This is a genomic window from Streptomyces europaeiscabiei, assembly GCF_036346855.1.
GTDB classification, from domain to species: domain Bacteria; phylum Actinomycetota; class Actinomycetes; order Streptomycetales; family Streptomycetaceae; genus Streptomyces; species Streptomyces europaeiscabiei.
In genome coordinates this window covers 3819484-3840657 of record NZ_CP107841.1, presented here as the reverse complement: position 1 = coordinate 3840657, position 21174 = coordinate 3819484, and the positions used below count along the sequence as shown (strand labels likewise).

At 71.2% G+C, this 21174-nt stretch carries 18 protein-coding genes; 8 read left to right on the top strand and 10 right to left on the bottom strand.

Annotated features, from left to right (window positions below):
• Positions 1-24: 24 nt before the first annotated feature.
• Positions 25-1641, bottom strand: a complete 1617-nt coding sequence (locus tag OG858_RS16600) for a carboxyl transferase domain-containing protein (RefSeq protein ID WP_328544763.1) — start codon at positions 1639-1641, stop codon at positions 25-27.
• A gap of 106 nt (positions 1642-1747) precedes the next feature.
• Here OG858_RS16600 and OG858_RS16595 point away from each other — a divergent pair, with 106 nt between their 5' ends.
• From OG858_RS16595 to OG858_RS16585, 3 genes are all read left to right on the top strand, one after another.
• On the top strand, positions 1748-2344 hold the full coding sequence (locus OG858_RS16595; protein WP_086747146.1) for an SACE_7040 family transcriptional regulator: 597 nt from the start codon (positions 1748-1750) through the stop codon (positions 2342-2344).
• A 324-nt stretch (positions 2345-2668) separates the two neighbouring features.
• Positions 2669-3826: an acyl-CoA dehydrogenase family protein gene (locus tag OG858_RS16590; protein WP_086747145.1), complete on the top strand. Its 1158-nt coding sequence runs from the start codon at positions 2669-2671 to the stop codon at positions 3824-3826.
• 84 nt (positions 3827-3910) lie between these two features.
• Complete coding sequence (locus OG858_RS16585) at positions 3911-4789, top strand: acyl-CoA thioesterase (RefSeq protein ID WP_319064899.1); 879 nt, start codon at positions 3911-3913, stop codon at positions 4787-4789.
• 23 nt (positions 4790-4812) lie between these two features.
• On the opposite strand, the gene OG858_RS16580 is transcribed toward OG858_RS16585, so the two are convergent.
• Entirely contained in the window at positions 4813-5607 is a 795-nt protein-coding gene (locus OG858_RS16580; RefSeq protein ID WP_086748781.1) for a phosphatase, read from the bottom strand.
• 98 nt (positions 5608-5705) lie between these two features.
• A complete protein-coding gene (locus tag OG858_RS16575; RefSeq protein ID WP_327724095.1) occupies positions 5706-7295 on the bottom strand; it encodes a PucR family transcriptional regulator in 1590 nt (529 codons plus the stop codon).
• Between the two features lie 173 nt (positions 7296-7468).
• Here OG858_RS16575 and speB point away from each other — a divergent pair, with 173 nt between their 5' ends.
• A complete protein-coding gene (speB, locus tag OG858_RS16570) occupies positions 7469-8521 on the top strand; it encodes an agmatinase (RefSeq protein WP_319263558.1) in 1053 nt (350 codons plus the stop codon).
• Positions 8518-10209, top strand: coding sequence for a thiamine pyrophosphate-binding protein (locus OG858_RS16565; RefSeq protein WP_327724094.1), 1692 nt, complete (start codon positions 8518-8520; stop codon positions 10207-10209). Before speB ends, OG858_RS16565 begins: the two co-directional genes overlap by 4 nt.
• A 55-nt stretch (positions 10210-10264) precedes the next feature.
• On the opposite strand, the gene OG858_RS16560 is transcribed toward OG858_RS16565, so the two are convergent.
• Positions 10265-10879, bottom strand: coding sequence for a TetR/AcrR family transcriptional regulator (locus tag OG858_RS16560; protein WP_327724093.1), 615 nt, complete (start codon positions 10877-10879; stop codon positions 10265-10267).
• 105 nt (positions 10880-10984) lie between these two features.
• Between OG858_RS16560 and OG858_RS16555 the strand changes: the two genes are divergently transcribed.
• Positions 10985-11893, top strand: coding sequence for an alpha/beta fold hydrolase (locus OG858_RS16555; RefSeq protein WP_327724092.1), 909 nt, complete (start codon positions 10985-10987; stop codon positions 11891-11893).
• 219 nt (positions 11894-12112) lie between these two features.
• Here the strand turns inward: OG858_RS16555 and OG858_RS16550 are convergent, their stop codons facing one another.
• The 4 genes from OG858_RS16550 to OG858_RS16535 all read right to left on the bottom strand — a co-directional run bounded on the left by OG858_RS16550 (position 12113) and on the right by OG858_RS16535 (position 17657).
• On the bottom strand, positions 12113-13603 hold the full coding sequence (locus OG858_RS16550) for an FG-GAP-like repeat-containing protein (protein WP_256960804.1): 1491 nt from the start codon (positions 13601-13603) through the stop codon (positions 12113-12115).
• Positions 13604-13776: 173 nt separating this feature from the next.
• Positions 13777-16050 carry an ArnT family glycosyltransferase gene (locus tag OG858_RS16545; RefSeq protein WP_319064891.1) on the bottom strand — a complete coding sequence of 758 codons (2274 nt, stop codon included), beginning with the start codon at positions 16048-16050 and terminating at the stop codon, positions 13777-13779.
• Positions 16051-16205: 155 nt separating this feature from the next.
• Positions 16206-17009, bottom strand: a complete 804-nt coding sequence (locus tag OG858_RS16540) for an endonuclease I family protein (RefSeq protein ID WP_086746455.1) — start codon at positions 17007-17009, stop codon at positions 16206-16208.
• A gap of 297 nt (positions 17010-17306) precedes the next feature.
• Positions 17307-17657: a hypothetical protein gene (locus tag OG858_RS16535; RefSeq protein ID WP_328545331.1), complete on the bottom strand. Its 351-nt coding sequence runs from the start codon at positions 17655-17657 to the stop codon at positions 17307-17309.
• A 176-nt stretch (positions 17658-17833) separates the two neighbouring features.
• Between OG858_RS16535 and OG858_RS16530 the strand changes: the two genes are divergently transcribed.
• On the top strand, positions 17834-19273 hold the full coding sequence (locus OG858_RS16530; protein ID WP_256960169.1) for a phosphatase PAP2 family protein: 1440 nt from the start codon (positions 17834-17836) through the stop codon (positions 19271-19273).
• Here OG858_RS16530 and OG858_RS16525 read toward each other — a convergent pair.
• A complete protein-coding gene (locus OG858_RS16525; protein WP_060907052.1) occupies positions 19219-19584 on the bottom strand; it encodes a DUF4180 domain-containing protein in 366 nt (121 codons plus the stop codon). The two genes, OG858_RS16530 and OG858_RS16525, sit on opposite strands and share 55 nt — an antisense overlap.
• A gap of 75 nt (positions 19585-19659) precedes the next feature.
• Positions 19660-20034: a hypothetical protein gene (locus tag OG858_RS16520; RefSeq protein ID WP_328544764.1), complete on the bottom strand. Its 375-nt coding sequence runs from the start codon at positions 20032-20034 to the stop codon at positions 19660-19662.
• Positions 20035-20178: 144 nt separating this feature from the next.
• On the opposite strand from OG858_RS16520, the gene OG858_RS16515 reads away from it, so the two are divergent.
• Positions 20179-21168, top strand: a complete 990-nt coding sequence (locus OG858_RS16515) for a serine hydrolase (protein WP_086746458.1) — start codon at positions 20179-20181, stop codon at positions 21166-21168.
• Positions 21169-21174 lie beyond the last annotated feature (6 nt).

Genomic DNA, 21174 nt, shown 5'->3' with positions numbered 1-21174 from the left:
TTCGTCGGATTCATCGGTTCCCCCTCACATCCGGAAGACGCCGAACTGGGGTTCACCCAGGGGCGCGTTGGCGCAGGCGGTCAGGGCGAGGCCCAGGACCTGGCGGGTCTCCAGCGGGTCGATCACGCCGTCGTCCCAGAGGCGGGCCGTGGCGTAGTAGGCGCTGCCCTGGCGCTCGTACTGGGCGCGGATCGGGTCCTTGAAGGACTCCTCGTCCGCCGCGGGCCAGTCCTCGCCGCGCGCCTCCAACTGGTCCCGCTTCACGGTCGCGAGGACGGACGCGGCCTGTTCGCCGCCCATCACCGAGATCTTGGCGTTGGGCCACATCCACAGGAAGCGGGGGGAGTACGCCCGGCCGCACATCGAGTAGTTGCCCGCGCCGTACGAGCCGCCGATCACGACGGTCAGCTTGGGGACGCGGGTGCAGGCCACGGCCGTCACCATCTTGGCGCCGTGCTTGGCGATGCCGCCGGCCTCGTAGTCCCGGCCGACCATGAAGCCGGAGATGTTCTGCAGGAAGACCAGCGGGATGCCGCGCTGGTCGCACAGCTCGATGAAGTGGGCGCCCTTCTGGGCCGACTCGGAGAAGAGGATGCCGTTGTTGGCGACGATCCCGACCGGGTGTCCGTGGATGCGGGCGAAGCCGGTGACGAGGGTCTGCCCGAACTCCGCCTTGAACTCGGCGAACCGCGAACCGTCGACCACGCGCGCGATGACCTCGCGTACGTCGTACGGAGTGCGGGAGTCGACGGGCACGGCGCCGTACAGCGTGTACGGGTCCACCTTGGGCTCGACGGCCGGCTCGACCGACCAGGGGAGCGGGCCCCGGGAGGGGAGGGTGGAGACGATGGTCCGCACGATGCGCAGGGCGTGGGCGTCGCTCTCGGCGAGGTGGTCGGTGACGCCGGAGATCCGGGAGTGGACCTCGCCGCCGCCCAGCTCCTCGGCGGTGACGACCTCGCCGGTGGCGGCCTTCACCAGCGGGGGGCCGCCGAGGAAGATCGTCCCCTGCCCCCGGACGATGACGGCTTCGTCGCTCATCGCGGGGACGTAAGCGCCGCCCGCCGTGCACGACCCGAGGACCGCGGCGATCTGGGGGATCCCCGCGCCGGACATCCGGGCCTGGTTGTAGAAGATCCGGCCGAAGTGCTCGCGGTCGGGGAAGACCTCGTCCTGCATGGGCAGGAAGGCGCCGCCGGAGTCGACGAGGTAGAGACAGGGGAGGCGGTTCTCCAGGGCCACCTCCTGGGCCCGCAGATGCTTCTTCACCGTCATCGGGTAGTACGTGCCGCCCTTGACGGTGGCGTCGTTGGCGACGACGACGCACTCACGGCCGCTGACCCGGCCGATCCCGGCGATGACGCCCGCGGCCGGGGCCTGGCCGTCGTACAGGCCGTCGGCGGCCAGGGGCGCCAGCTCCAGGAAGGGCGAGCCGGGGTCGAGGAGGGTGTCCACCCTGTCGCGCGGCAGCAGCTTGCCGCGTGCGGTGTGCCGGGCGCGCGCCTTCTCGCCGCCGCCGAGGCGCGCCGCGGCCAGCTTGGCCCGCAGCTCCTCGCCCAGCGCGCGGTGCGCGGCCTCGTTGGCCCGATACGCCTGAGCCGCGGGATCTGCCGCGGTCGTCAGCTCCGGTGCCTGGTCCATCGTGCGGTCCCCTCACCCAGTGGTCACCTGTGGTCACCTGTTAATGAGCGTTAACGCGTTTCCGTCAGGTTAACGACCGCTAACCTCCCTGTCTAGAATCGACTTCATGGCCACGAGAACCGACGCGCCCACCCGCCGCGAACAGATCCTCAAGGAAGCCGCCCGCCTCTTCGCCGAGCGAGGCTTCCACGGTGTCGGCGTCGACGAGATAGGGGCGGCCGTCGGCATCAGCGGGCCGGGCCTCTACCGGCACTTCGCGGGCAAGGACGCGATGCTCGCGGAGCTGCTGGTGGGGATCAGCGGGCAGTTGCTGACGGGGGCGAAGCGGAGGGTGGCGGAGGCCGACGGGCGCGACGCCGAGGCCCTCCTCGACTCGCTCATCGAGGGGCACATCGACTTCGCTCTCGACGACCGTCCCCTCATCACCCTGCACGACCGCGAGCTGGACCGCCTCCGCGACAGCGACCGCAAGCTCGTACGGCAGTTGCAGCGCCAGTACGTCGAGCTGTGGGTGCAGGTGCTCCGCGAGGCGCACCCGGGGCTCGCCGAGCCCGCCGCCCGGTCCGCCGTGCACTCGGTGTTCGGGCTCCTGAACTCGACGCCGCATCTGGGGCGGCCGGGGTCGTTGCCCGGGCGGGCGGCCACGGCGGGGTTGCTGCACCGGATGGCCCGGGGGGCGTTCGAGGCGGCTGCCTCCGGCTGACCGCCCGGTTCCGGCTGTCCGGTGGGCCGGGTTCGGGGGTGGGGTTCCGGCGGTCGTGGGCCGCGGGTCGAGTGGGGCCGGCCGCGCGGTTCCCCGCGCCCCTGGCGGCGTGGGTCCGGGGCGGCGGTCTCGGCTGTGGGTCAAAAGCGTGATGAGCGTTACGGGGCCGACCATCTGGACGCGCTTGCCTACCCGCCGGTACGGTTGTCTGAGCGAGCGCTTAGCCGTATCGATGGGGCCGCAACCATCAATTGAGGAACCCTCGACGGCGAGCAACCACACCCGCGAGAGCGGCGCCGGCTTAGGCGCAGAGAGGGGCCGGCGGTGCGCCGTACGGTGTTCAACGAGGATCACGAGGCGTTCCGGGAGACCCTGCGTGCCTTCATCGAGGCCGAGGTCGTGCCCGTGTACGACGAGTGGTTCGCCGCCGGCCAGGCGCCGCGCGACTTCTACTACAAGCTCGCCGAGCTGGGCGTCTTCGGTATCCGCGTGGACGAGGAGTACGGCGGCGCCGGCATCGACTCGTACAAGTTCGAGGCCGTCCTGTACGAGGAGACCGCCCGCGCGGGTGTGTCCTTCGGCGGCTCCGGTGTGCACGTGCTGCTCGGCCTGCCGTACGTCAAGCTGCTCGCCACCGACGAGCAGAAGAAGCGCTACCTGCCGAAGTTCGTCTCCGGTGAGGAGATGTGGGCGATCGCGATGACCGAGCCGGGCACCGGCTCCGACCTCGCGGGCATGAAGACCACCGCCAAGCTGAGCGAGGACGGCACGCACTACGTCCTCAACGGCTCCAAGACCTTCATCACCGGTGGCGTCCACGCCGACCAGATGATCGTCTGCGCCCGCACCGACGCGCCCAGCGCCGAGGACCGCCGCCACGGCATATCCCTCCTCGTGGTGGACACCAAGTCCGAGGGCTACTCGGTCGGCCGCAAGCTGGACAAGCTCGGCCTGAAGACCTCCGACACCGCCGAGCTGGCGTTCGTCGACGTCAAGGTGCCCGTCGAGAACCTCCTCGGCGAGGAGAACAAGGGCTTCTCCTACCTCGGCCACAACCTCGCCTCCGAGCGCTGGGGCATCGCCTACGGCGCGTACGCGCAGGCCAAGGCCGCCGTCCGGTTCGCCAAGCAGTACGTGCAGGAGCGGGTCGTCTTCGGCAAGCCGGTCGCCCACTTCCAGAACACCAAGTTCGAGCTGGCCGCCTGCCAGGCCGAGGTGGACGCCGCCGAGGCCGTCGCCGACCGCGCCACGGAGGCCCTCGACGCCGGTGAGCTGACGCCCGCCGAGGCCGCCAGCGCCAAGCTGTTCTGCACCGAGGTCGCCCACCGCGTCATCGACCGCTGCCTCCAGCTGCACGGCGGCTACGGCTTCATGAACGAGTACCCGATAGCCCGCCTGTACGCGGACAACCGGGTCAACCGCATCTACGGCGGCACCAGCGAGATCATGAAGTCGATCATCGCCAAGGACATGGGCTTGTGACACGGGCCGTCACGCAGGCCTTCACACGGACTGTGACACGGGTCCGTAAGGCCCCGGAAATTACTGTGCAGTACAACTGACCCCATGAGTCAGGTACCACTGCAGTCTCTCCTCGATCTGCTCGACCTCGAGCAGATCGAGGAGAACATCTTCCGCGGCCGGTCCCGGCCCGCCATCGTCCCCCGGGTCTTCGGCGGGCAGGTCGCGGCCCAGGCGCTCGTCGCCGCCGGGCGGACGGTCCCCGCGGACCGGCTGCCGCACTCCCTCCACGCGTACTTCCTGCGCATCGGCGACGCCGGCGCGCCCATCGTGTACACCGTGGAGCGCATGAACGACGGCCGTTCCTTCACCGCGCGCCGCGTCGTCGCCGTCCAGCACGGCCAGCCGATCTTCGCCCTCTCCGCGTCGTTCCAGCGGTACGAGGACGGCCTCGACCACCAGGCCCCGATGCCAGCCGCGCCCGACCCGGAGTCCCTGCCCACCGCCGAGCAACGGCTCCCGGCGTACGGGCTCGACCCGGCCGTCGTGGAGAAGATGCTGGAGGCGCGGGCCGCCGTCGACCTCCGCTACGTCGACGACCCGCCGTACGGCCGCTACGGCGAGCCGCGCGAACCGCGCTCCCAGGTCTGGTTCCGGGCCAACGGCAAGCTCGACGACGACCCGCTCCTGCACGTCGTCCTCGCCACCTACGTCTCCGACATGACGCTCCTCGACTCCATCCTGCTCGCGCACGGGCGCGGCGGCTGGGCCGTCGGCGACGTCGTCGGGGCCTCCCTCGACCACGCCATGTGGTTCCACCGGCCGTTCCGCGCCGACGAGTGGCTCCTGTACGACCAGGAGTCGCCGTCCGCGTCGGCCGGCCGTGGCCTCGGCCAGGGCAGGATCTACACGCAGGACGGCCGGCTCGCGATCTCCGTGATCCAGGAGGGCGTCGTCCGCGTACCGAGGCCGAAGACGCCCTGAGACCCACGACAGGCCGAAGGGGCCTAGCCGTCCTTGAGCCCCGCCTGCTCCAGCAGGTAAGCCGACATCGGGTCGTAGTGGCGCGGGCTGACCACGTGGTCGTCCAGCGGGACCACGGCCTGGAGGGTGCCCTCGGACTCGCCGAGGAAGAGGGCGGGGTCGTTGGAGTCCGCGTAGCCGACGGAGTCGACGCCGAGCTGGCCGGCACAGCCCGCCCAGCCGTGGTCGGCGACGACCAGGTCGGGCAGCGGGCGGCCGGCGCCCTCCAGGCCCCGGAGGATGGCGCGCATCGGCTCGGGGGAGTGGGTGTGCCAGAGCGTGGCGCCGTGTTCGAGGACTGCCACGTCCGCGAACTGCATGACGTACCCCTCCTCCGTCTGCAGGCCCTCCGGGATGACGACGATCTCGCAGCCCGCCGCGCGCAGCGCCCGCGCCGTCTCGTGGTGCACCTGGAGCAGCCCGCCGGGGTGGCCGGTGGCGAACAGGACGCGCTGCGCGCCCTCCGCCGCCTTGCGCAGCCGGGCCGCCATGCGCTCCAGCGCGTCGACCGTCAGGTCCGGGTCGATGGTGTCCTGGCCGTAGCGGTGTCCCGGGTCGTCGTTCACGCCGACGCGCTCCGCCATCACGGCCAGCACGTCCTGCTCGTCGGTCCAGCGGTCCCCGAGCTCCAGGCCGAGCCAGTAGTGGCGGTTGCCGTTGGCCAGTTCGCGGTAGTGGGAGAGGTTGTTCTCGCGGGGCGTGGCGACGTCGCCCGCGATACGCGTCCGTACAAGGTGTTCGACGAGCTCGGCGCGGCTGGGGGTCCCGGGTATCGGCATGCGTCCATTGTGAGGCAGACGACAGCGGGAGTCGCGGGCGTCCCGCCCGCTGCGACCTGCGTCACTCCGCGACGGACCGGTGGCCCCCGGCCGCCGTGTCACTCCCGCCGCAGCGCGAACCACAACTCCATCCGTACGTCCGGGTCGTCGAGGTCCACGCCGAGCAACGCCGCGCACCGGCCGATACGTTGGCGGACCGTGTTGCGGTGGACGGCCAGGGCGACGGCCGTACGGTCCCAACTGCCGTGCAGGGAGAGCCAGGTGCGCAGGGTCTCGGTGAGGGCCGGGGCGCCGGGAGCGGTGGTGAGGGGGGCCAGCAGAGCCTGGGCGTGGGCGGTCGCGTCCACCGCCGGCACCAGGTCGGTGAGGGCCGTGCGGGAGCCGTGCCGGACCAGCGCCGTCCGTGTCGCCCTGGCCCGGGCCAGGGCGCGGGCGGCCTGTACGTCGGCGGCCTTCCACGCGTGCGGCTCGGTGGGGGCGCTCACCCCGCACGTCCAGCCGGGCTGGGCGTCGACCTCGCGGTCGGCGGGGACGAGGACGCGTACGACGTCCCCGTGGGCGTCGACCAGCGCGGAGCCCAGGGCGGCACCGAGCGCGGCGGCGGCGAGGGTGTCGGGAGGGCCGGTCTCGGCGGGGTGGGCGTGCACGACGAGCCAGCGGGGGGCTCCGCCCAGGAGGGGGGCCACCTCATCGGGCGGGGCGCCCAGCAGCAGGCGGACGAGCGCGGACACGCGTGCCGCACCCGTGCCGCTCTGTTGCTCGCCGGTGAGGAGGGAGAGGAGGACGGCGGCGACGGAGGCGATCGTGTGGTCGCCGGGGTCCCGGTGGGGGGTGGCCACGCCGAGGGTGAAGCCGTGTCCCCCGGAGGTGAGGGTGTAGGCGGCGAGGTGGGTGCCGTCGACCGTGTCCGTGGCGGAGGCGGGTGTGGAGGTGCGCGGGGAAGGGGGTTGTGGTGGGTCGGCGGGCGCGGGTTCGGCGGGGCCGGCCGCGCAGCTCCCGGCGCCCCTTGAGGGGCGGCCGGCGTTCTGACGGGAACCCGGCTGTACCACCGCCGCCAGGCCGGCCAGGGCATCCGGCGTCGGTCCTCGCCCTGCCGTCGCCAGTTCCGTTCCGTCCGGGCCGTACAGCACCGCCCGGCCGCCGACCCGCTGGGCCAGTTGCCGTAGGACCGCGTGTACCGGGTCCGGGCGGGACGCGGCTGCCGCCAGGCCCTGCTGGGCCTGAGTGACACGGCGGAGTTCGGCGTGGCGGGCTCGGGCCATGAGCTGCCAGACCGCGCGGGCGACGCCCGAGAAGGTCGTCCGGGGCGGGACCTCGATCAGGGGCAGGTCGTAGCGGTCGCAGGCCACGACCAGCGCCCTCGGGACGCTGTCGTGGACGGGGGCGACGCCGAAGCCGAGGGCCGCGCCGCCCGCCGCGACGATGCGGGAGACGTAGTCGTCGAAGTAGGTGCCGGACCCCGCGGCCTCCTGGATGTGGACGCCGGCCGTCAGCAGCAGCTCGCCGCCGAGCAGATACGGATACGGGTCCGACATCTCCGAGGTGTGCGCCCAGTGGATGGCCGTCCCCGCGTCCTTTGGCCCGGCGATCTGCCGCAGGCCCAGGTCGTCGCGGGCGAGGAGGGCCGAGAGGGGTACGGGCGGAGTGGGAGGGACGGCCGGGGTGGGGGGTGAGGCCGGGTCCGGCATGGTGTGCGTTCCTTACATCAGCCACGGCTTGAATGGATGGAACGTACACTTCGCAGCCGCCTTTCAGCGGCCTAGGGTCGGTGCTCGTCACCAGTAGAGTCAACGCGAGTCGCACATATCAGCGCATAACCATCCGTGCCGACCACAGCGTATGCAGGAAGTAGGCAGTTCCCATGAGCAGCAACGAGACGCCCCACGGCCCCGTCGACACGCCCCACGGCCCCGTCGACGCGTCCCGAGGTCCGGTCGGCTCGCCCCGAGGACCTGTCGACTCCTCCCGCATCCCGCGCTACGCCGGGCCCGCGACCTACGCCAGGCTGCCGCGCCTCGACGAGGTGGGCCGGGCGGACGTCGCGGTCGTGGGAGTGCCGTTCGACTCGGGTGTCTCCTACCGGCCGGGCGCCCGCTTCGGCGGCAACGCGATCCGTGAGGCGTCCCGGCTGCTGCGCCCCTACAACCCGGCCCAGGACGCCTCCCCCTTCGCCCTCGCCCAGGTCGCGGACGCCGGTGACATCTCCGCGAACCCGTTCGACATCAACGAGGCGGTGGAGACGGTCGAGGCGGCGGCGGACGAGCTGCTGGGGACGGGGGCCCGCCTGATGACCCTCGGCGGCGACCACACCATCGCGCTCCCGCTGCTGCGGTCCGTCGCCAAGAAGCACGGGCCGGTGGCCCTGCTCCACTTCGACGCGCACCTCGACACCTGGGACACGTACTTCGGCGCCGAGTACACGCACGGCACCCCGTTCCGGCGGGCCGTGGAGGAGGGCATCCTCGACACCGAGGCCCTCTCGCACGTGGGCACGCGCGGCCCGCTGTACGGCAAGCAGGACCTCACCGACGACGAAAAGATGGGCTTCGGGATCGTCACCTCCGCCGACATCTACCGCCGGGGCGCGGACGAGGTGGCCGACCAGCTGCGCCAGCGCATCGGCGACCGGCCCCTCTACATCTCCATCGACATCGACTGCCTGGACCCGGCCCACGCGCCGGGCACCGGGACGCCCGAGGCCGGCGGCATGACCTCGCGGGAGCTGCTGGAGATCCTGCGGGGCCTGGCCTCCTGCAACCTGGTCTCCGCCGACGTCGTCGAGGTGGCGCCCGCGTACGATCACGCCGAGATCACCGCGGTGGCCGCCTCGCACACGGCGTACGAACTCACCACGATCATGTCCCGCCAGATCGCGCGGGCGAAGCAGGAAGAGCAGGAGAAGGCAGCGCAGTGACCCACGACCACGACCTGGTACTCCGCCCGACGGCCGCCCAGACGGAGGCCGCGCTGAACCCTCCCCCCGGCCGCAACGGCGGAGACCTGGTCGTGGAGACACTGGCCGGGCTCGGCGCGACGACGGTCTTCGGGCTCCCCGGCCAGCACGCGCTCGGCCTGTTCGACGCGCTGCGCCGCTCCGACCTGCGGTACATCGGCCTGCGGGTGGAGAACAACGCCGGGTTCGCGGCGGACGCGTACGGCCGCATCACGGGCGAGGCGGCGCCGCTGCTGCTGTCCACGGGCCCCGGCGCGCTGACGTCCCTGGCCGCGCTCCAGGAGGCGGCGGCGGCCTCGGCTCCCGTCCTCGCCATCAGCAGCCAGATCCCGACGGCGGGCCTGGGCGGAGGCCGCCGCGGCTACCTCCACGAACTCCCGGACCAGTCCGCCTCGTTCAGGGGTGTCGTCAAGTCCGTCCACACCGTCCGTACGCAGTCCCAGATCCCCTCGGCCGTGGCCGCCGCCTGGCAGTCCGCGCTGACCGCCCCGCACGGTCCGGTGTGGGTGGAGATCCCGCAGGACGTGCTGCTGGCCGAGACGTCCCTCCCGGTGGTGACGGGCGGCGACGCCTTCCCCGAGGAGCTGCCCCCGCGCCCCGAACTGACCGCGCTGGCCGCCCACCTGCTGTCGTCCGCGGCCCGCCCGGCGATCATCGCGGGCGGCGGGGTCGTACGGGCGGACGCGTCCGGCAAGCTGCGGCAGCTGGCGGAGCGGCTGTCGGCGCCGGTCGTGACGACGTACGGGGGGAAGGGTGCCTTCCCGTGGACGCATCCGCTGTCGCTCCGGTCATGGCTGGAGGACCGGCACACGACGGACTTCCTGGAGGACGCGGATGTCCTGCTGGTGGTGGGATCGGGTCTCGGTGAACTGTCGTCCAACTACCACACGTTCAGGCCCCGGGGCCGAGTGATCCAGATCGAGGCGGACCTCGGAAAGCTGGAGTCCAACCATCCGGCACTCGGCATCCACGCCGACGCCCGCCTGGCCCTCCAGGCACTGCTGGAGACGATCGAGGAGACGCGGGAGGACGAGTCCGCGCCGGAGCGGGTGCGTGAGGTGCTCGGGAAGGTCCGCGAGCGCATCGACGCCCAGGACCTCACCCTGGAACAGGACCTGTTGGCCTCCGTCCGACGGGCTCTGCCGCCGCGCGCGCCCTCCTTCTGGGACATGACGATCCTGGCGTACTGGGCCTGGTCGGCGTTCGACCCCAAGGGGCCCAACACCATGCACTCCGCCCAGGGCTCCGGCGGCCTCGGCTACGCCTTCCCGGCGGCCCTCGGCGCGGCGGCGGCCGACCCCACCCACCCGGTCCTCGCCGTCTCCGGCGACGGCGGCGCGCTCTACTCGATCGCCGAACTGGCCACGGCCCGGCAGTACGACCTCGACGTCACCTGGCTCATCGTCGACGACGGCGGCTACGGCATCCTGCGCGAGTACATGACCGACGCGTTCGGCGAGACGACCGGCACGGAACTGACCCGGCCCGACTATGTGGCCCTGGCCGAGTCGTTCGGCGTCCCCGGCACGCGGACCACCCCCGAGACCCTCGCGGGCGACCTGGCCAAGTCCCTTGCCGCGCCGGGCCCTTCGGTGGTCGTGCTCCCGGTGGTGCTGCGGATGTTCGCGCCGACGCATCTGGAGGGCTGACCGCTCCGCGTACGGAGAGGGGTCGGTGGGGGCTCTCCTCGACGGTGGCCGGATGTCAGGGGCGGAGACGGGAGGCCAGCCCCTCGAAGTAGCCGCGGTGCACGGTGGGCAGGTCCACCTGGTCGGGGTCCAGGAGCCAGAGGAGGTGGGCGCCTTCGAGGAAGGCGGCCACTTCGGTGGCCAGGAGGGCCGGGTTCAGGTCGGGGCGGGTCGTGCCGTCGGCCGCGGCTCGGGTGAAGAGAGCGGTCAGGTGGACGCGTAGGGCTCGGCCCCGGTCGCGGAACCAGGCGTGGAGGGTGGTGCCCGGCTCCAGGTTCTCGGCGGTCAACGTGGTGTGCAGGGCCGTCAGTTCGCGTTCGGTGGTGGCCGTGTGCTCGGCGTCGCGCACGAACCAGTCGAAGGCCTCGGTGAGGGTGGGCTCGGAAGTCGGGGTCGCGGACAGGCGGGCCAGGGCGCGGCGGTCGGCCTCCTCAAGGACCGCCTGGACCAGGCCGTCCTTGCTGCCGAAGTGGTGGATGAGGGCGGAGGGGGTGACGCCGGCCTGTTCGGCGATCGCGGCGACGCCCGTGCCGCGTACGCCCTGCTGGGAGAAGAGCCTGATCGCGGCGTCCACCATCGCGCGACGGCGTTCCACGCCTCGCTTCTGTACTTGTCCCTTGACCCCGGCCATGGGGATCAGGGTGCCGGGTGGGGTGCCGAGGCGTCCACTTCGAAAAAACCGTGCGGCATCGGCATCGAGTCATTATCTTGAACGACCATGCAGGAAAATAGAGTCATGAGCGAAGACCTGGTCGGCCGCGAGCGGATCGTTCGGGTGGACGGCATCGAGCTGTGGGCCGAGGAGTTCGGCGGCCCCGAGTGTCCGGCCGTGCTGCTGGTGATGGGCGCGCAGGCGCAGGGCGTGCAGTGGAACGACGGGATCGTTTGGCGGTTGGTCGAGGGCGGGCGGCGGGTGATCCGGTACGACCACCGTGACACCGGGCGGTCCTCGGTCGTCGACTTCGCCGTCCGGCCGTACACCGTCGCCGACATGGCCTCGGACGCGCTCGCCGTGCTGGATGCGTTCGGGGTGGAGCGGGCCCATCTCGTGGGGGCGTCGCTGGGCGGGATCATCGCGCAGCGCGTCGCCGTCACCGATCCGGAGCGGGTGCTGACCCTGACGAGCCTGTCGTCCCAGCCGCTGGGCACGGACACGGCGGCGGTCGTGCGGCGGGTACTGGAAGGGGCGCCGCCGGAAGCGGGTGAACTGCCTCCGCCCAGCGCCGAGTTGCTGGCCGCGCTCGCCTCCGCCCTCCCCGATCCGGAAGCGGGCCTGGAGGGTCATCTCGCCCTCCGTCTTCCGCTGTGGCGGGTGCTGCACGGCTCGGTGCTGCCGTTCGACGAGGAGGAGTACCGGGCCATGGAGCGGCGGGTGTACGAGCGGGCGCGCGATCTGTCGGCCGGGTTCAACCACACGCTCGCCGGGGCGGCCGGCGGGGACGACACGGCGGATCTCGTCTCCGTCACCGCGCCGACGCTGGTGCTGCACGGGACCGAGGACCCGATGTTCCCGCCCGCGCACGCCGAGGCCACCGCCGCCGCCATCCCCGGCGCCCGGCTGGTCATGATCGAGGGCCTGGGCCATACCCTGCCGACCGCTCTGGACGCCCGTCTGGCCGAGGAGATCCTGCGGCACACGGCCTGACACCACGGCCGTATCACCGGTTCGGTCTGACGGCCACAGCCGTATCACCGGTTCGGTCTGACGGCCACAGCCGTATCACCGGTTCGGTCTGACACCACGGCCGTATCACCGGTTCGGTCTGACACCACGGCCGTATCACCGGTTCGACCTGACGGCCACAGCCGTATCACCGGTTCGGCGTGACCGCGCGGCGGCGGTCACGCCGAACCGGAACGGTGGTCAGCGCAGAGTCGCGCCGAACATCGCGTCCGTGGCCGGGCCCGACACACCGCCGGGGCCGAACGCGAGGGCCGACTTGGTGGTCAGGCCGGTGGCGGTGCCGGGGAGGACCCAGACCGCTCCGTTGTCGCTGTTCTCGGCGGGGGCGCCGACGGCGAGGTCGGGGTGGCCGTTGCCGTTGAGGTCCAGGAGGGCCGCGGTGGTACCGAACTTGTCCTCCGCCTCGGCGGCTCCGGGGATCCCGGCGGTGTCCTGGTGGAAGACCTTGGTACCGGCGCCCGTGATGCCGGAGGCGCTGCCGGGGACCAGGGCGACCGAACCGGTGTTCACGATGGTGCCGACGTCCTCGTACGCGATGCCGAGGGCGATGTCGGCGTAGCCGTCACCGGTGACGTCGGCGACCGAGACCGCCGAGCCGACCAGGTCGCCGTCCTCCTGTGCGCCGGGGAAGCCGGGCAGGTTCTGGTCGAAGGTCTGGACGTTGGACTCGGAGGTACCGGTGGGGGAGCCGTAGGCCACGCGGACCTGGTCGGACCAGCCCTCGGCGCCCACGACCACGTCGTCGTAGCCGTCACCGTTCACGTCGCCGATGCCCGTGCCGGCCGGGTCGCGGCTCGTGTCGTCCCCGGGCACGAAGCCGCGGGTGAAGCCCGAAGCGCCGCCCAGGAGCAGACGGTTGCCCCAGGTGCCGTCGCCCGTGTAGTGCCACTGGACCAGGTCGTCCCTGCCGTCGCCGTTGACGTCGCCGACCTGGCCGGAGACGACCGGGCCGGTGATCGAGGAGGGGCCGTTCTCGCAGCCGTGGCCGGTGGCGCAGGAGGCGTCGTCCTCGTACCAGCCCCACCACAGGGACTTGTCGAGGAGGGGGAGGACGGCGGCGGGCTTGCCGGCGCGGGAGATCGGGCCCTTCCACAGGGCCGCCGGGGCACCCTCGGGGTCGTCGCCGGAGATGTCCTGCACGGAGAAGAGCGCGAGGTCGGTCTTGCCGTCGCCGTCGAAGTCGCCCGCCTGCGGGGCCGCCCCGAACTTGGCGATGCTCGTACCGCCGGTCAGCCCGGAGGCCGAGCCCCAGAGGATCACGGAGCCCGCCGGGCCGCCCGCGATCACCAGGTCGCCGTAGCCGTCCCGGTCCAGGTCGCCCTTGGTGAACGTCGAGCCGAAACGCTGGTTCGCGGTGGCGGAGCCGGGCACGCCGCTCGTCGAACGGCTGACGAGCTTCTTCTTCGCCGTGGAGACCCCGCTCTTCGAGCCGTACATGACGGCCACATAGCCCGCCCTGGCCTTCCCGGACACCTTGGCGTTCGGGGCGCCCACGACCAGGTCGGCATACCCGTCCGCGTTGAAGTCGTCCGCCACGCCCACCTTCGCGGGGGCCGCCGAGGCCGGGCCGAGCGACCAGGCGGTCAGGCCGCCGGTCAGCAGCACCACTGCCGCCATGGGGGCGCTCAGCCGTGCCGCGTGGGTGCTGCGTCGTGCTCGTGCTGGTGACATGCACGTGCCTTTCGGGTCGTGGGGTCCGGCGTGGCGGAGGCGCCGCGTCCATGTAGTCCGACTCCGATAGGGCTTCACCGGTTGTACGTTCGAATGTCATGGATGGGTAACTGACGGAGAGCCCCTGGACGTGATGTCGTCCAGGGGCTCTCGGGTGAGGTACGGGCCGGTGCCTACTTCACGTCCGACGCGTCCAGGCGGTAGACGCTCGACGACTGGTTGTTCTCACCGGAGGTGGCACCCGAGTCCGACGTCGTACTTCCGCCGTACTCGCTCGTGTTCACCGCGGTGCCGTTCTCCTGCACCCACGCGGTCACCTCGGAGCTGAGGCCGGAGTCGCCGCCTCGGCCACCCATGCCGCCGCCGAGCTGGATGTAGTGCAGTTCGCCGTTCTTCACCAGTTCCCTGAGCTTGGCGAGGGTCATGGCCTGGTCACTGCCGGACCAGCCCCACATGGAGATGACGGGCTCGCCGCTGCTGAGGATGAGCTGGGACGCGCTCTGCGAACTCGACACCGCGAGCAGCCACTTGGCGCCGTCCTGGTTCTTCTTCAGGTAGGAGATCAGCTCACTGTCGGCGCCGCCGCCCATGCCGCCTCCACCACCGCCGCCGCCCATGCCGCCACCGGGGCCGCCGCTCGTGCCGCCCTGCGGGGCCTGACCGCTGCTCTGCCCGCCCTGTTGGGTCCCGTTCTGCTGAGTGCCGCCGGGTGCGCCGCTCGGGGGCGTACCCATCTGACCGCCGCCCTGCTGCTGCCCGCCGGTCTGACCGCCGGTCTGCCCGTTGGCCTGCCCGTTCGCCTGCCCGTTCTGACCGCCGCCCGGGAACCCGCCGCCACCAGGACCGCCGCCGCCCGCGCGATTGCCGCCACCGCCACCACCGAAGCCGCCCATGCCGCCGCCCGTCGTGGGCCCGGCGGTCGGGTTGGTGCCGCCCATACCGCCGCCCGTACCCGAGATCTCCGTGGCGGCGTACGCGGCCGGGCCCGCGACCGAGGCGACGACCGCCGCGGTGAGGGAGGCGGCCAGCAGCCGTACGCGGTTGCCGGAGCCGCCGGAACGGAAGACGATCAGGCCCACGACCGCGGCCACCATGACCACCGCGACGGCCGGCCACAGCCAGGTGTTCCAGTCCGTCGCCCGGCGCAGCAGCACGACCGCCCACACACCGGTGACCGCGAACGCGGCCGGCAGCACCCACAGCCACCGCTTGTCCGTGCGGAAGGCGCGCAGCAGCATCAGGCCGCCGCCCCCGCAGAGGGCCGCGATGCCGGGGGCGAGCGCGGTCGTGTAGTAGGGGTGCATCGTGCCCTCGGCGAGGCTGAAGGTGAGGTAGTGCAGGGCGGTCCAGCCGCCCCACATCACCAGCGCGGCGCGCGTGAGGTCCGTACGCGGGGCGCGGCCGCGCAGCACCAGGCCGCCGATGAGCGCGATGGCCGAGAAGGGGAGCAGCCAGGAGATCTGGCCGCCGAGGGTGTCGTTGAACATCCGGCCGAGGCCCGCGGTGCCGGAGAAGCCGCCGCCTCCGCCGCCCCCGCCTCCGCCGTTGCCCTCGCCGCCGAGGATCCGGCCCAGGCCGTTGTAGCCCATGATCAGGTTCCAGGCGGTGCCGTCCGTGGAGCCGCCGATGTACGGCCGCTCGTCGGCGGGTACGAGGGAGACGGCCGCCGCCCACCAGAAGCTGGAGACGGCCAGGGCCACGCCCGCGAACAGCAGGTTCACGATCCGCTTCACCAGGCCGGTGTTCGCCGCGTAGAGGTAGACGGCGAATACGGCGGGCAGGGCGATGTAGCCCTGGAGCATCTTGGTGTTGAACGCGAGGCCGAAGCAGGCGGCCGAGCCGAGGAGCGGCAGCAGCCTGCCGTTGTGCACGGCCCGCAGGGCGAGGGCCGCGCCCGCCACCATCAGGAAGACGAGGAGGGTGTCGGGGTTGTTGTCGCGGTTGATGGCGACCGTGATGGGGGTGAGGGCGAGCACGAGTGCGGCGACGGCCGCCGCGCCGTGGCCCCAGACGCGCTTCACCGAGGAGTGCAGGATCCAGATGGTGCCGAGGGCCGAGGCGATCAGCGGGGCCATCATCTGCCACGTTCCGAAGCCGAACATCCGGCAGGACAGGCCCATCACCATCAGCACGAACGGCGGCTTGTCGACGGTGAGGAAGTTGCCCGCGTCCAGCGAGCCGAAGAACCATGCCTTCCAGCTCTGTGTGCCGCTCAGCACGGCCGCGCTGTAGAAGCTGTTCAGGCCGGAGGAGGACAGGTTCCAGGAGTACAGCACCGCCGCGAGGACCATGATCCCGAGCAGGGCGGGCAGCGACCAGCGTGGCGCGGCCTGCGGCGGCTGTACGGGCGTGGCGGGCGGTGGCGGCTCGGAGGCCGGCGCCGACGGGGTCGGGACCGGCTCGGCGCTGTCGCAGGTGCGGGGACGTGGATCGGTGGCAGATGTCACCACTGCACCGTGCGGCGGCGGCATGGGCGCGCACTGTGGCGTGCCTGGCAGCCGCCTGTGAATTCGCACAGGGGCGGGTAAAGGGGACGTGGCGCTGTGCGAACGGCGAACCCCCGGCCCGTGCGGGCCGGGGGTTCGCCGCGCTCGGCGGGCGTCTACCAGATCGCCTCGACCCACTCCGGGTGGTCGATGAACGGGTTCCGGTTGCCCTGGTAGTTGTTGTAGACGAGGTCGTTGCGGCGCTCTTCCCAGGCGTCCGGCGGGTCCTCGTCGTTCCAGGTCTTCAGCACGGAGAGGCGGCCGTGGAAGCGGGTGCCGCCGTTGGTGACCAGGTCGTTGGGCTCCAGGTTGGGCCAGCCGTCGTCGCCCTCGTACCGGACGGCCATGTAGAGGATCATGCGGGCCACATCGCCCTTGACCGCGTCGCGGGGTTCGAAGGAGTTCGAGTCGACGAGGCTGCCACCGCTGTTGGTGAAGCTGCTGCCGCCGTTGTCGAAGTCCAGGTTGCCGCGCCGGGCGTTGACCTGTACGTCCTCGGCGCGCAGGTGGTGCAGGTCGGTACCCGGGCCGGCGGAGGTGCCGAAGTCGCCGTGGGACTGGGCCCACACGTGCTCGCGGTTCCAGTTGCCGGTCGAGCCGCCGTTCAGGGACTTGCTGCGCGAGATGCCGCTGTACAGCAGCTTCACGTTGCTGCTGTTGTTCGGGTCCTGGTCGGTGACCTTCAGGGCCTCCCAGACAGCCGAGTACGACAGCTTCGTCTGGGGGCTGATGATCGTGTGCAGGGAGGACTTCAGGGCCGTGCCGGTCTTGCCGATCGCGTTCTTGTAGTACGTGCTGTCGTAGGCGGTCGTCGTCGCCGAGGCGGGGCTGGCGGTGGCCGCCGGGAGGACGATACCGACGAGCACGGCCGACGTCGCGAGCGCGACCGACTTCCAACTGCGTATCCGCGCAGCGGGCATGAGGGGTGTCCCTTCCCAGAGGGCCGCGCAGCGCGAGGAGTTGCTTCGGGGAGCCTCGTTCTACGCGGGTTGACTGTGTGGGTAACCGAGAGATTGGCATGGACGGGTCAGTCCGTGTGTTACGAAGGGAAGGCGATTCGGTGACGTTATGACTAACGGCACAACCCCCGTGCCCCCAGCCTCTTCGGCGTGCCCCGACGCGAGGGGAGACCCCAATTGACGTGCGGAATCAGGCGTGCTGCGCCCGTGTTTCGCCGGTCGGGCCGGCGGCCGGCCCGCCGGTCGGCCCGTCGGAGTTCACAGGCGGCGCCCAGCTGTCTCGCAGCTGTCGGCGATGCTGGTGTCGAACACGATGGCGACCTGGGGAGAGTGGAGGCGGATCAGGTTGACGACCTGCTCGAAGAGCAGCAGCAGCGGCCCCGCCTCGCGGATCCCACCGCCGACGGCCACCACGTCCCACGGACGCTCGGTCAGGGCCGCGACGACGGTGGGCTCGGCCGCTTCGTCGTACCCGGCCGGCGCCGCGGCCGCGTCGATGCCGGGGGCGCCGAACCGGGCCAACTCCGCGTCGAGGGCCGCACGCAGGGCTTCCTCGTCGACGCCGGGTACCGCCTGCGGGTCGTGTCCGATGACAAGAGCGGACGGCAGGGTGCCCAACTTATCCGGCAGCGAGCAACCTCAAGGGGCGGTCGCCCGTCTTCCAAGGGGCGATCGCGCTCGCCGTGCCCGGTCCACTCGCCCACACCACACACCGGAAAGCCATGCTGCCCACCAAGAAGAGACCCGGCCAACCGAACAAGACGACGGCCGAATAGTTGATATCCATGGTCTCGCGGGTGCTCCCGCGAATAAGAAGCGCGTTCGTGTCCACCACGTGGCGTCGGCCGAGGGTGATTCTGTGGGCCGCGGTGAGTGTCGCGGCCGTCGGATTCATTCTCGCGCTGGAGATCGCCTCTCGTGGCTACGGCCTGCCGGGGCCGATCACCAACCAGGCGCGGGAGGTGATATTCGCGCCCAAGTCGGGGCCGTTGCTGTACGCCAGTATGGCGTTGATGATGGTGGTGCTCACCTGGCGGCAACGGTTCATCGCGCTCGGTGTCGCGATCGGGATCGACATCGTCTTCTTTCTGGTGCGGTGGGTTCTCGACGCCGGGATGATGTTCGGCAACGGCGCGCTGTGGGTGCTTCTGGGCTGTGCGGTCATCGCCGTCACACGCCGCACCGGCCGTGAACGGGCGCTGCTGCTGAAGGGCGTCGGGCTGGGCCTGCTGCTGGTGGCCGGGCGCAAGACCGGTGACGCCTGGCTGCTGATCACGTCCAAGACCCGCCCGACGGTGCTCGACCCGTATCTGGCGACCGCCGACCACGCACTGGGCAACCCGTCGTGGCTGGTGGGCCGGATGGTCAGGGCCACCGGCCCGATCGGCTCCCATCTTCTCGACTGGATCTACACCCAGCTCGCGGTGGCCGCGGTCTGCGTCGCGCTCTACCAACTGCGTCACGTGGCCGCCGTGCGCCGCTTCCCGCGCCACCACCTGGTGCGCACGTTCCTGGTGATAGGCCTCCTCGGGCCGGGCATCTACATGATCTTCCCGGTGGTCGGACCGGTCTTCGCCTACGGCCCCGGAGCCTTCGGCACCGGCGGCGAGCACTGGGCGCTGGCCAACCTGTGGCCCGACACACCGCCGCCGATCGGCGTCCCGCACTCGATGCCGTACGACGAGATCACGCCTCGCAACTGCATGCCCAGTCTGCACACGGCATGGGCCACCGCGATTTTCATTCATTCCCGCGGCGGGCCACGCTACCTGCGATACGCGGGCACGTTCTGGCTGATCGCCACACTCGCCGCGACACTGGGATTCGGCTACCACTACGGCGTGGATCTCGTCGCCGGTGTCGTTTTCACGGTCACCATCGAGGCGGCCCTGCGCACGTTCGACCGTGGCTGGGACCGGTCGGGAATCCGGTTGGTCGTCCACGGCGCGACGGTTTTCGTCGCGCTCCTGGTGGCATATCGCTATCTGCCGCTGGAGATGGCCCGACACCCGTGGGTGTTCGGGCCGCTCCTCCTGCTGATGATGGCGTCAGTGGTCTACGGCTACGTACGGATCGACCGACGGTGGGCGACGAAGGCCGCGCCGGAGCGGCAGCCGGAGCCGGGCCCCGAACGGCACTCCGAACGGCACCCGGAACCGGTACGTGTTCCTCAGCCCTTCAGTCGCTCCCGCAGCTCGTCGACATCGGCCAAGAACCACGTCTGACGGTTGCGGTTGCATTCGCGGACGAAGTCCCGCAGGGATGTACTGGCGGTCGTGTGGCGGGAGATGTCGCCGATGACGGCGAGGCCGACGCCGTACTGGACGAACTTCTGGATGATGTCGCCGGCGACGCGGGTGCGCAGTTCGAAGAACGCCCCGTCGAAACGCTCGACGGGGACGACGACCCAGGCGGCGCCCTGGTACCCGGCATTGCCGATGAGATCCAGGGCGTCGCTCTCCCGGGCGATCGTCTCGCCCTCGGGGGCGCACATCAGGACGGACACGTCGTGGATCGTCTGCAGGGTGGTGGTCATGAGTCTCGAGGTTACTGTCCGGTTCCCTGCGAGACATCAGGGCGGCTGCCGGCCTCGCGGCGCTGTGGGAGGACTTCACTCCGTCGGGAAGAGCTTGCCGAACTTCGCCTTGTACGAGCGGAGTTGCTCCTCGTACGCCTCCATGAACGACCGCTGTTCGCCGGGGCTCATGGTGGTGCCGGGCACCCTCGGTGCCGGGAAGAGTTCCGGTATCTCGTGGTACACCTCGACCACCGCGGCCCATCGATCGCCGCCCTGGGCCCTGGCCCTGACAAGGTACTTGTGCAGCGACTCCAGTCCGCTGTCCACCAGTTGGGCGGGCACCCTCTTCGGTGCGAGCCTTTCCGGCCCGGGCGGTGATCCCGAGGCGGTCGTGAGGAGGTGCAGCGCCCGCAGGGCGGCGTACAGCCGCCCGGCCTTGGCGTGATCGTCCAGTGTCGTCCCTGCCATGCCTTCTTCATGCCCACGGCCCCGCGCCGATATGAATCCCCGGTTCTGCGAACGTACGTACAACCATCGCTCATACTTGCGAGTCGACTGAGGTGAGCCCGCCTGAGGCGGGTTCCAGTCGCTCAAGGGGATGGGAAGGGTCTGATGACTCACCGGATATCGGGGGTATCCCGGGTGTCGCGTACGTCCAGAAGGACACGTGTGGTCGCTGCGGGGATCGGGGCGGGGATGATCGTGACGTCGGCGGCCACGGCGTTCGCGCCGGCCGCCGCCGCGGCGCCGACGCCGCAGGTCACCTGTACGTCTAAGCAGGCCGGACTGGCCGAGAAGCTGCAGAAGGACATCACGGCCGCGCTGGCTAAGCGGAAGGGGACGGTGGCGGTCGGGCTGTACGACCGGGTCACCGACACCACCTGCACGCTGCGGGGCGACACCGCCTTCGACTCGGCCAGCGTCGTGAAGGTGACGGTGCTCGCCGCGCTGCTGTACGACGCGAAGAAGAAGAACCGCTATCTCACCGACCGTGAGACCAAGCTCGCCACCGCCATGATCACCAAGTCGGACAACGCCTCCACCAGCACGTTGTGGAAACAACTCGGACTGACCAAGATCAAGGCGTTCCTCACCGCCGCCAAGATGACCCAGACCAAGCCGGGTGCGAACAACTACTGGGGCCTCACCCAGATCACCGTCCGGGACGAACAGCGGCTGCTCGCGCTGCTCACCGCGAAGAACAACGTCCTGAGCGACAACGCCCGCGCCTACGTCCTCAAGCTCATGAACAAGGTCGTCGCCGGGCAGCGCTGGGGAACCCCCGCAGGGGCGCCCTCCACCGTGAAGGTGCACGTCAAGAACGGGTGGCTGTCGCGCGCCACGCACGGCTGGCGGGTGCACAGCGTCGGCACGTTCGTCGGCGGCAAGCGGGACTACACGATCACCGTTCTCACCCACGGCAACCCCGACATGCAGTACGGGGTCAACACCATCCAGGCCGTCGCCAAGGTCATCCACAAGGATCTCGTGCCCGTCGCGAAGAACGCCTCGGGTACGCCGAGCGTGGAGCGGTACGTGCCCACCGACCGGCCTCAGGAGGCGACCGTGCCGGTGCCGGAGGCCGGGACCGGCAGCGGCTGATATCCG

Excerpts from the sequence above, each read along its gene's own strand:
- OG858_RS16600 (WP_328544763.1), bottom strand. The coding sequence starts at position 1,641 with ATGGACCAGGCACCGGAGCTGACGACCGCGGCAGATCCCGCGGCTCAG.
- OG858_RS16595 (WP_086747146.1), top strand. The coding sequence starts at position 1,748 with ATGGCCACGAGAACCGACGCGCCCACCCGCCGCGAACAGATCCTCAAG.
- OG858_RS16585 (WP_319064899.1), top strand. The coding sequence starts at position 3,911 with ATGAGTCAGGTACCACTGCAGTCTCTCCTCGATCTGCTCGACCTCGAG.
- OG858_RS16580 (WP_086748781.1), bottom strand. The coding sequence starts at position 5,607 with ATGCCGATACCCGGGACCCCCAGCCGCGCCGAGCTCGTCGAACACCTT.
- OG858_RS16575 (WP_327724095.1), bottom strand. The coding sequence starts at position 7,295 with ATGCCGGACCCGGCCTCACCCCCCACCCCGGCCGTCCCTCCCACTCCG.
- speB (WP_319263558.1), top strand. The coding sequence starts at position 7,469 with ATGAGCAGCAACGAGACGCCCCACGGCCCCGTCGACACGCCCCACGGC.
- OG858_RS16560 (WP_327724093.1), bottom strand. The coding sequence starts at position 10,879 with ATGGCCGGGGTCAAGGGACAAGTACAGAAGCGAGGCGTGGAACGCCGT.
- OG858_RS16555 (WP_327724092.1), top strand. The coding sequence starts at position 10,985 with ATGAGCGAAGACCTGGTCGGCCGCGAGCGGATCGTTCGGGTGGACGGC.
- OG858_RS16550 (WP_256960804.1), bottom strand. The coding sequence starts at position 13,603 with ATGTCACCAGCACGAGCACGACGCAGCACCCACGCGGCACGGCTGAGC.
- OG858_RS16540 (WP_086746455.1), bottom strand. The coding sequence starts at position 17,009 with ATGCCCGCTGCGCGGATACGCAGTTGGAAGTCGGTCGCGCTCGCGACG.
- OG858_RS16530 (WP_256960169.1), top strand. The coding sequence starts at position 17,834 with ATGGTCTCGCGGGTGCTCCCGCGAATAAGAAGCGCGTTCGTGTCCACC.
- OG858_RS16525 (WP_060907052.1), bottom strand. The coding sequence starts at position 19,584 with ATGACCACCACCCTGCAGACGATCCACGACGTGTCCGTCCTGATGTGC.
- OG858_RS16520 (WP_328544764.1), bottom strand. The coding sequence starts at position 20,034 with ATGGCAGGGACGACACTGGACGATCACGCCAAGGCCGGGCGGCTGTAC.
- OG858_RS16515 (WP_086746458.1), top strand. The coding sequence starts at position 20,179 with ATGACTCACCGGATATCGGGGGTATCCCGGGTGTCGCGTACGTCCAGA.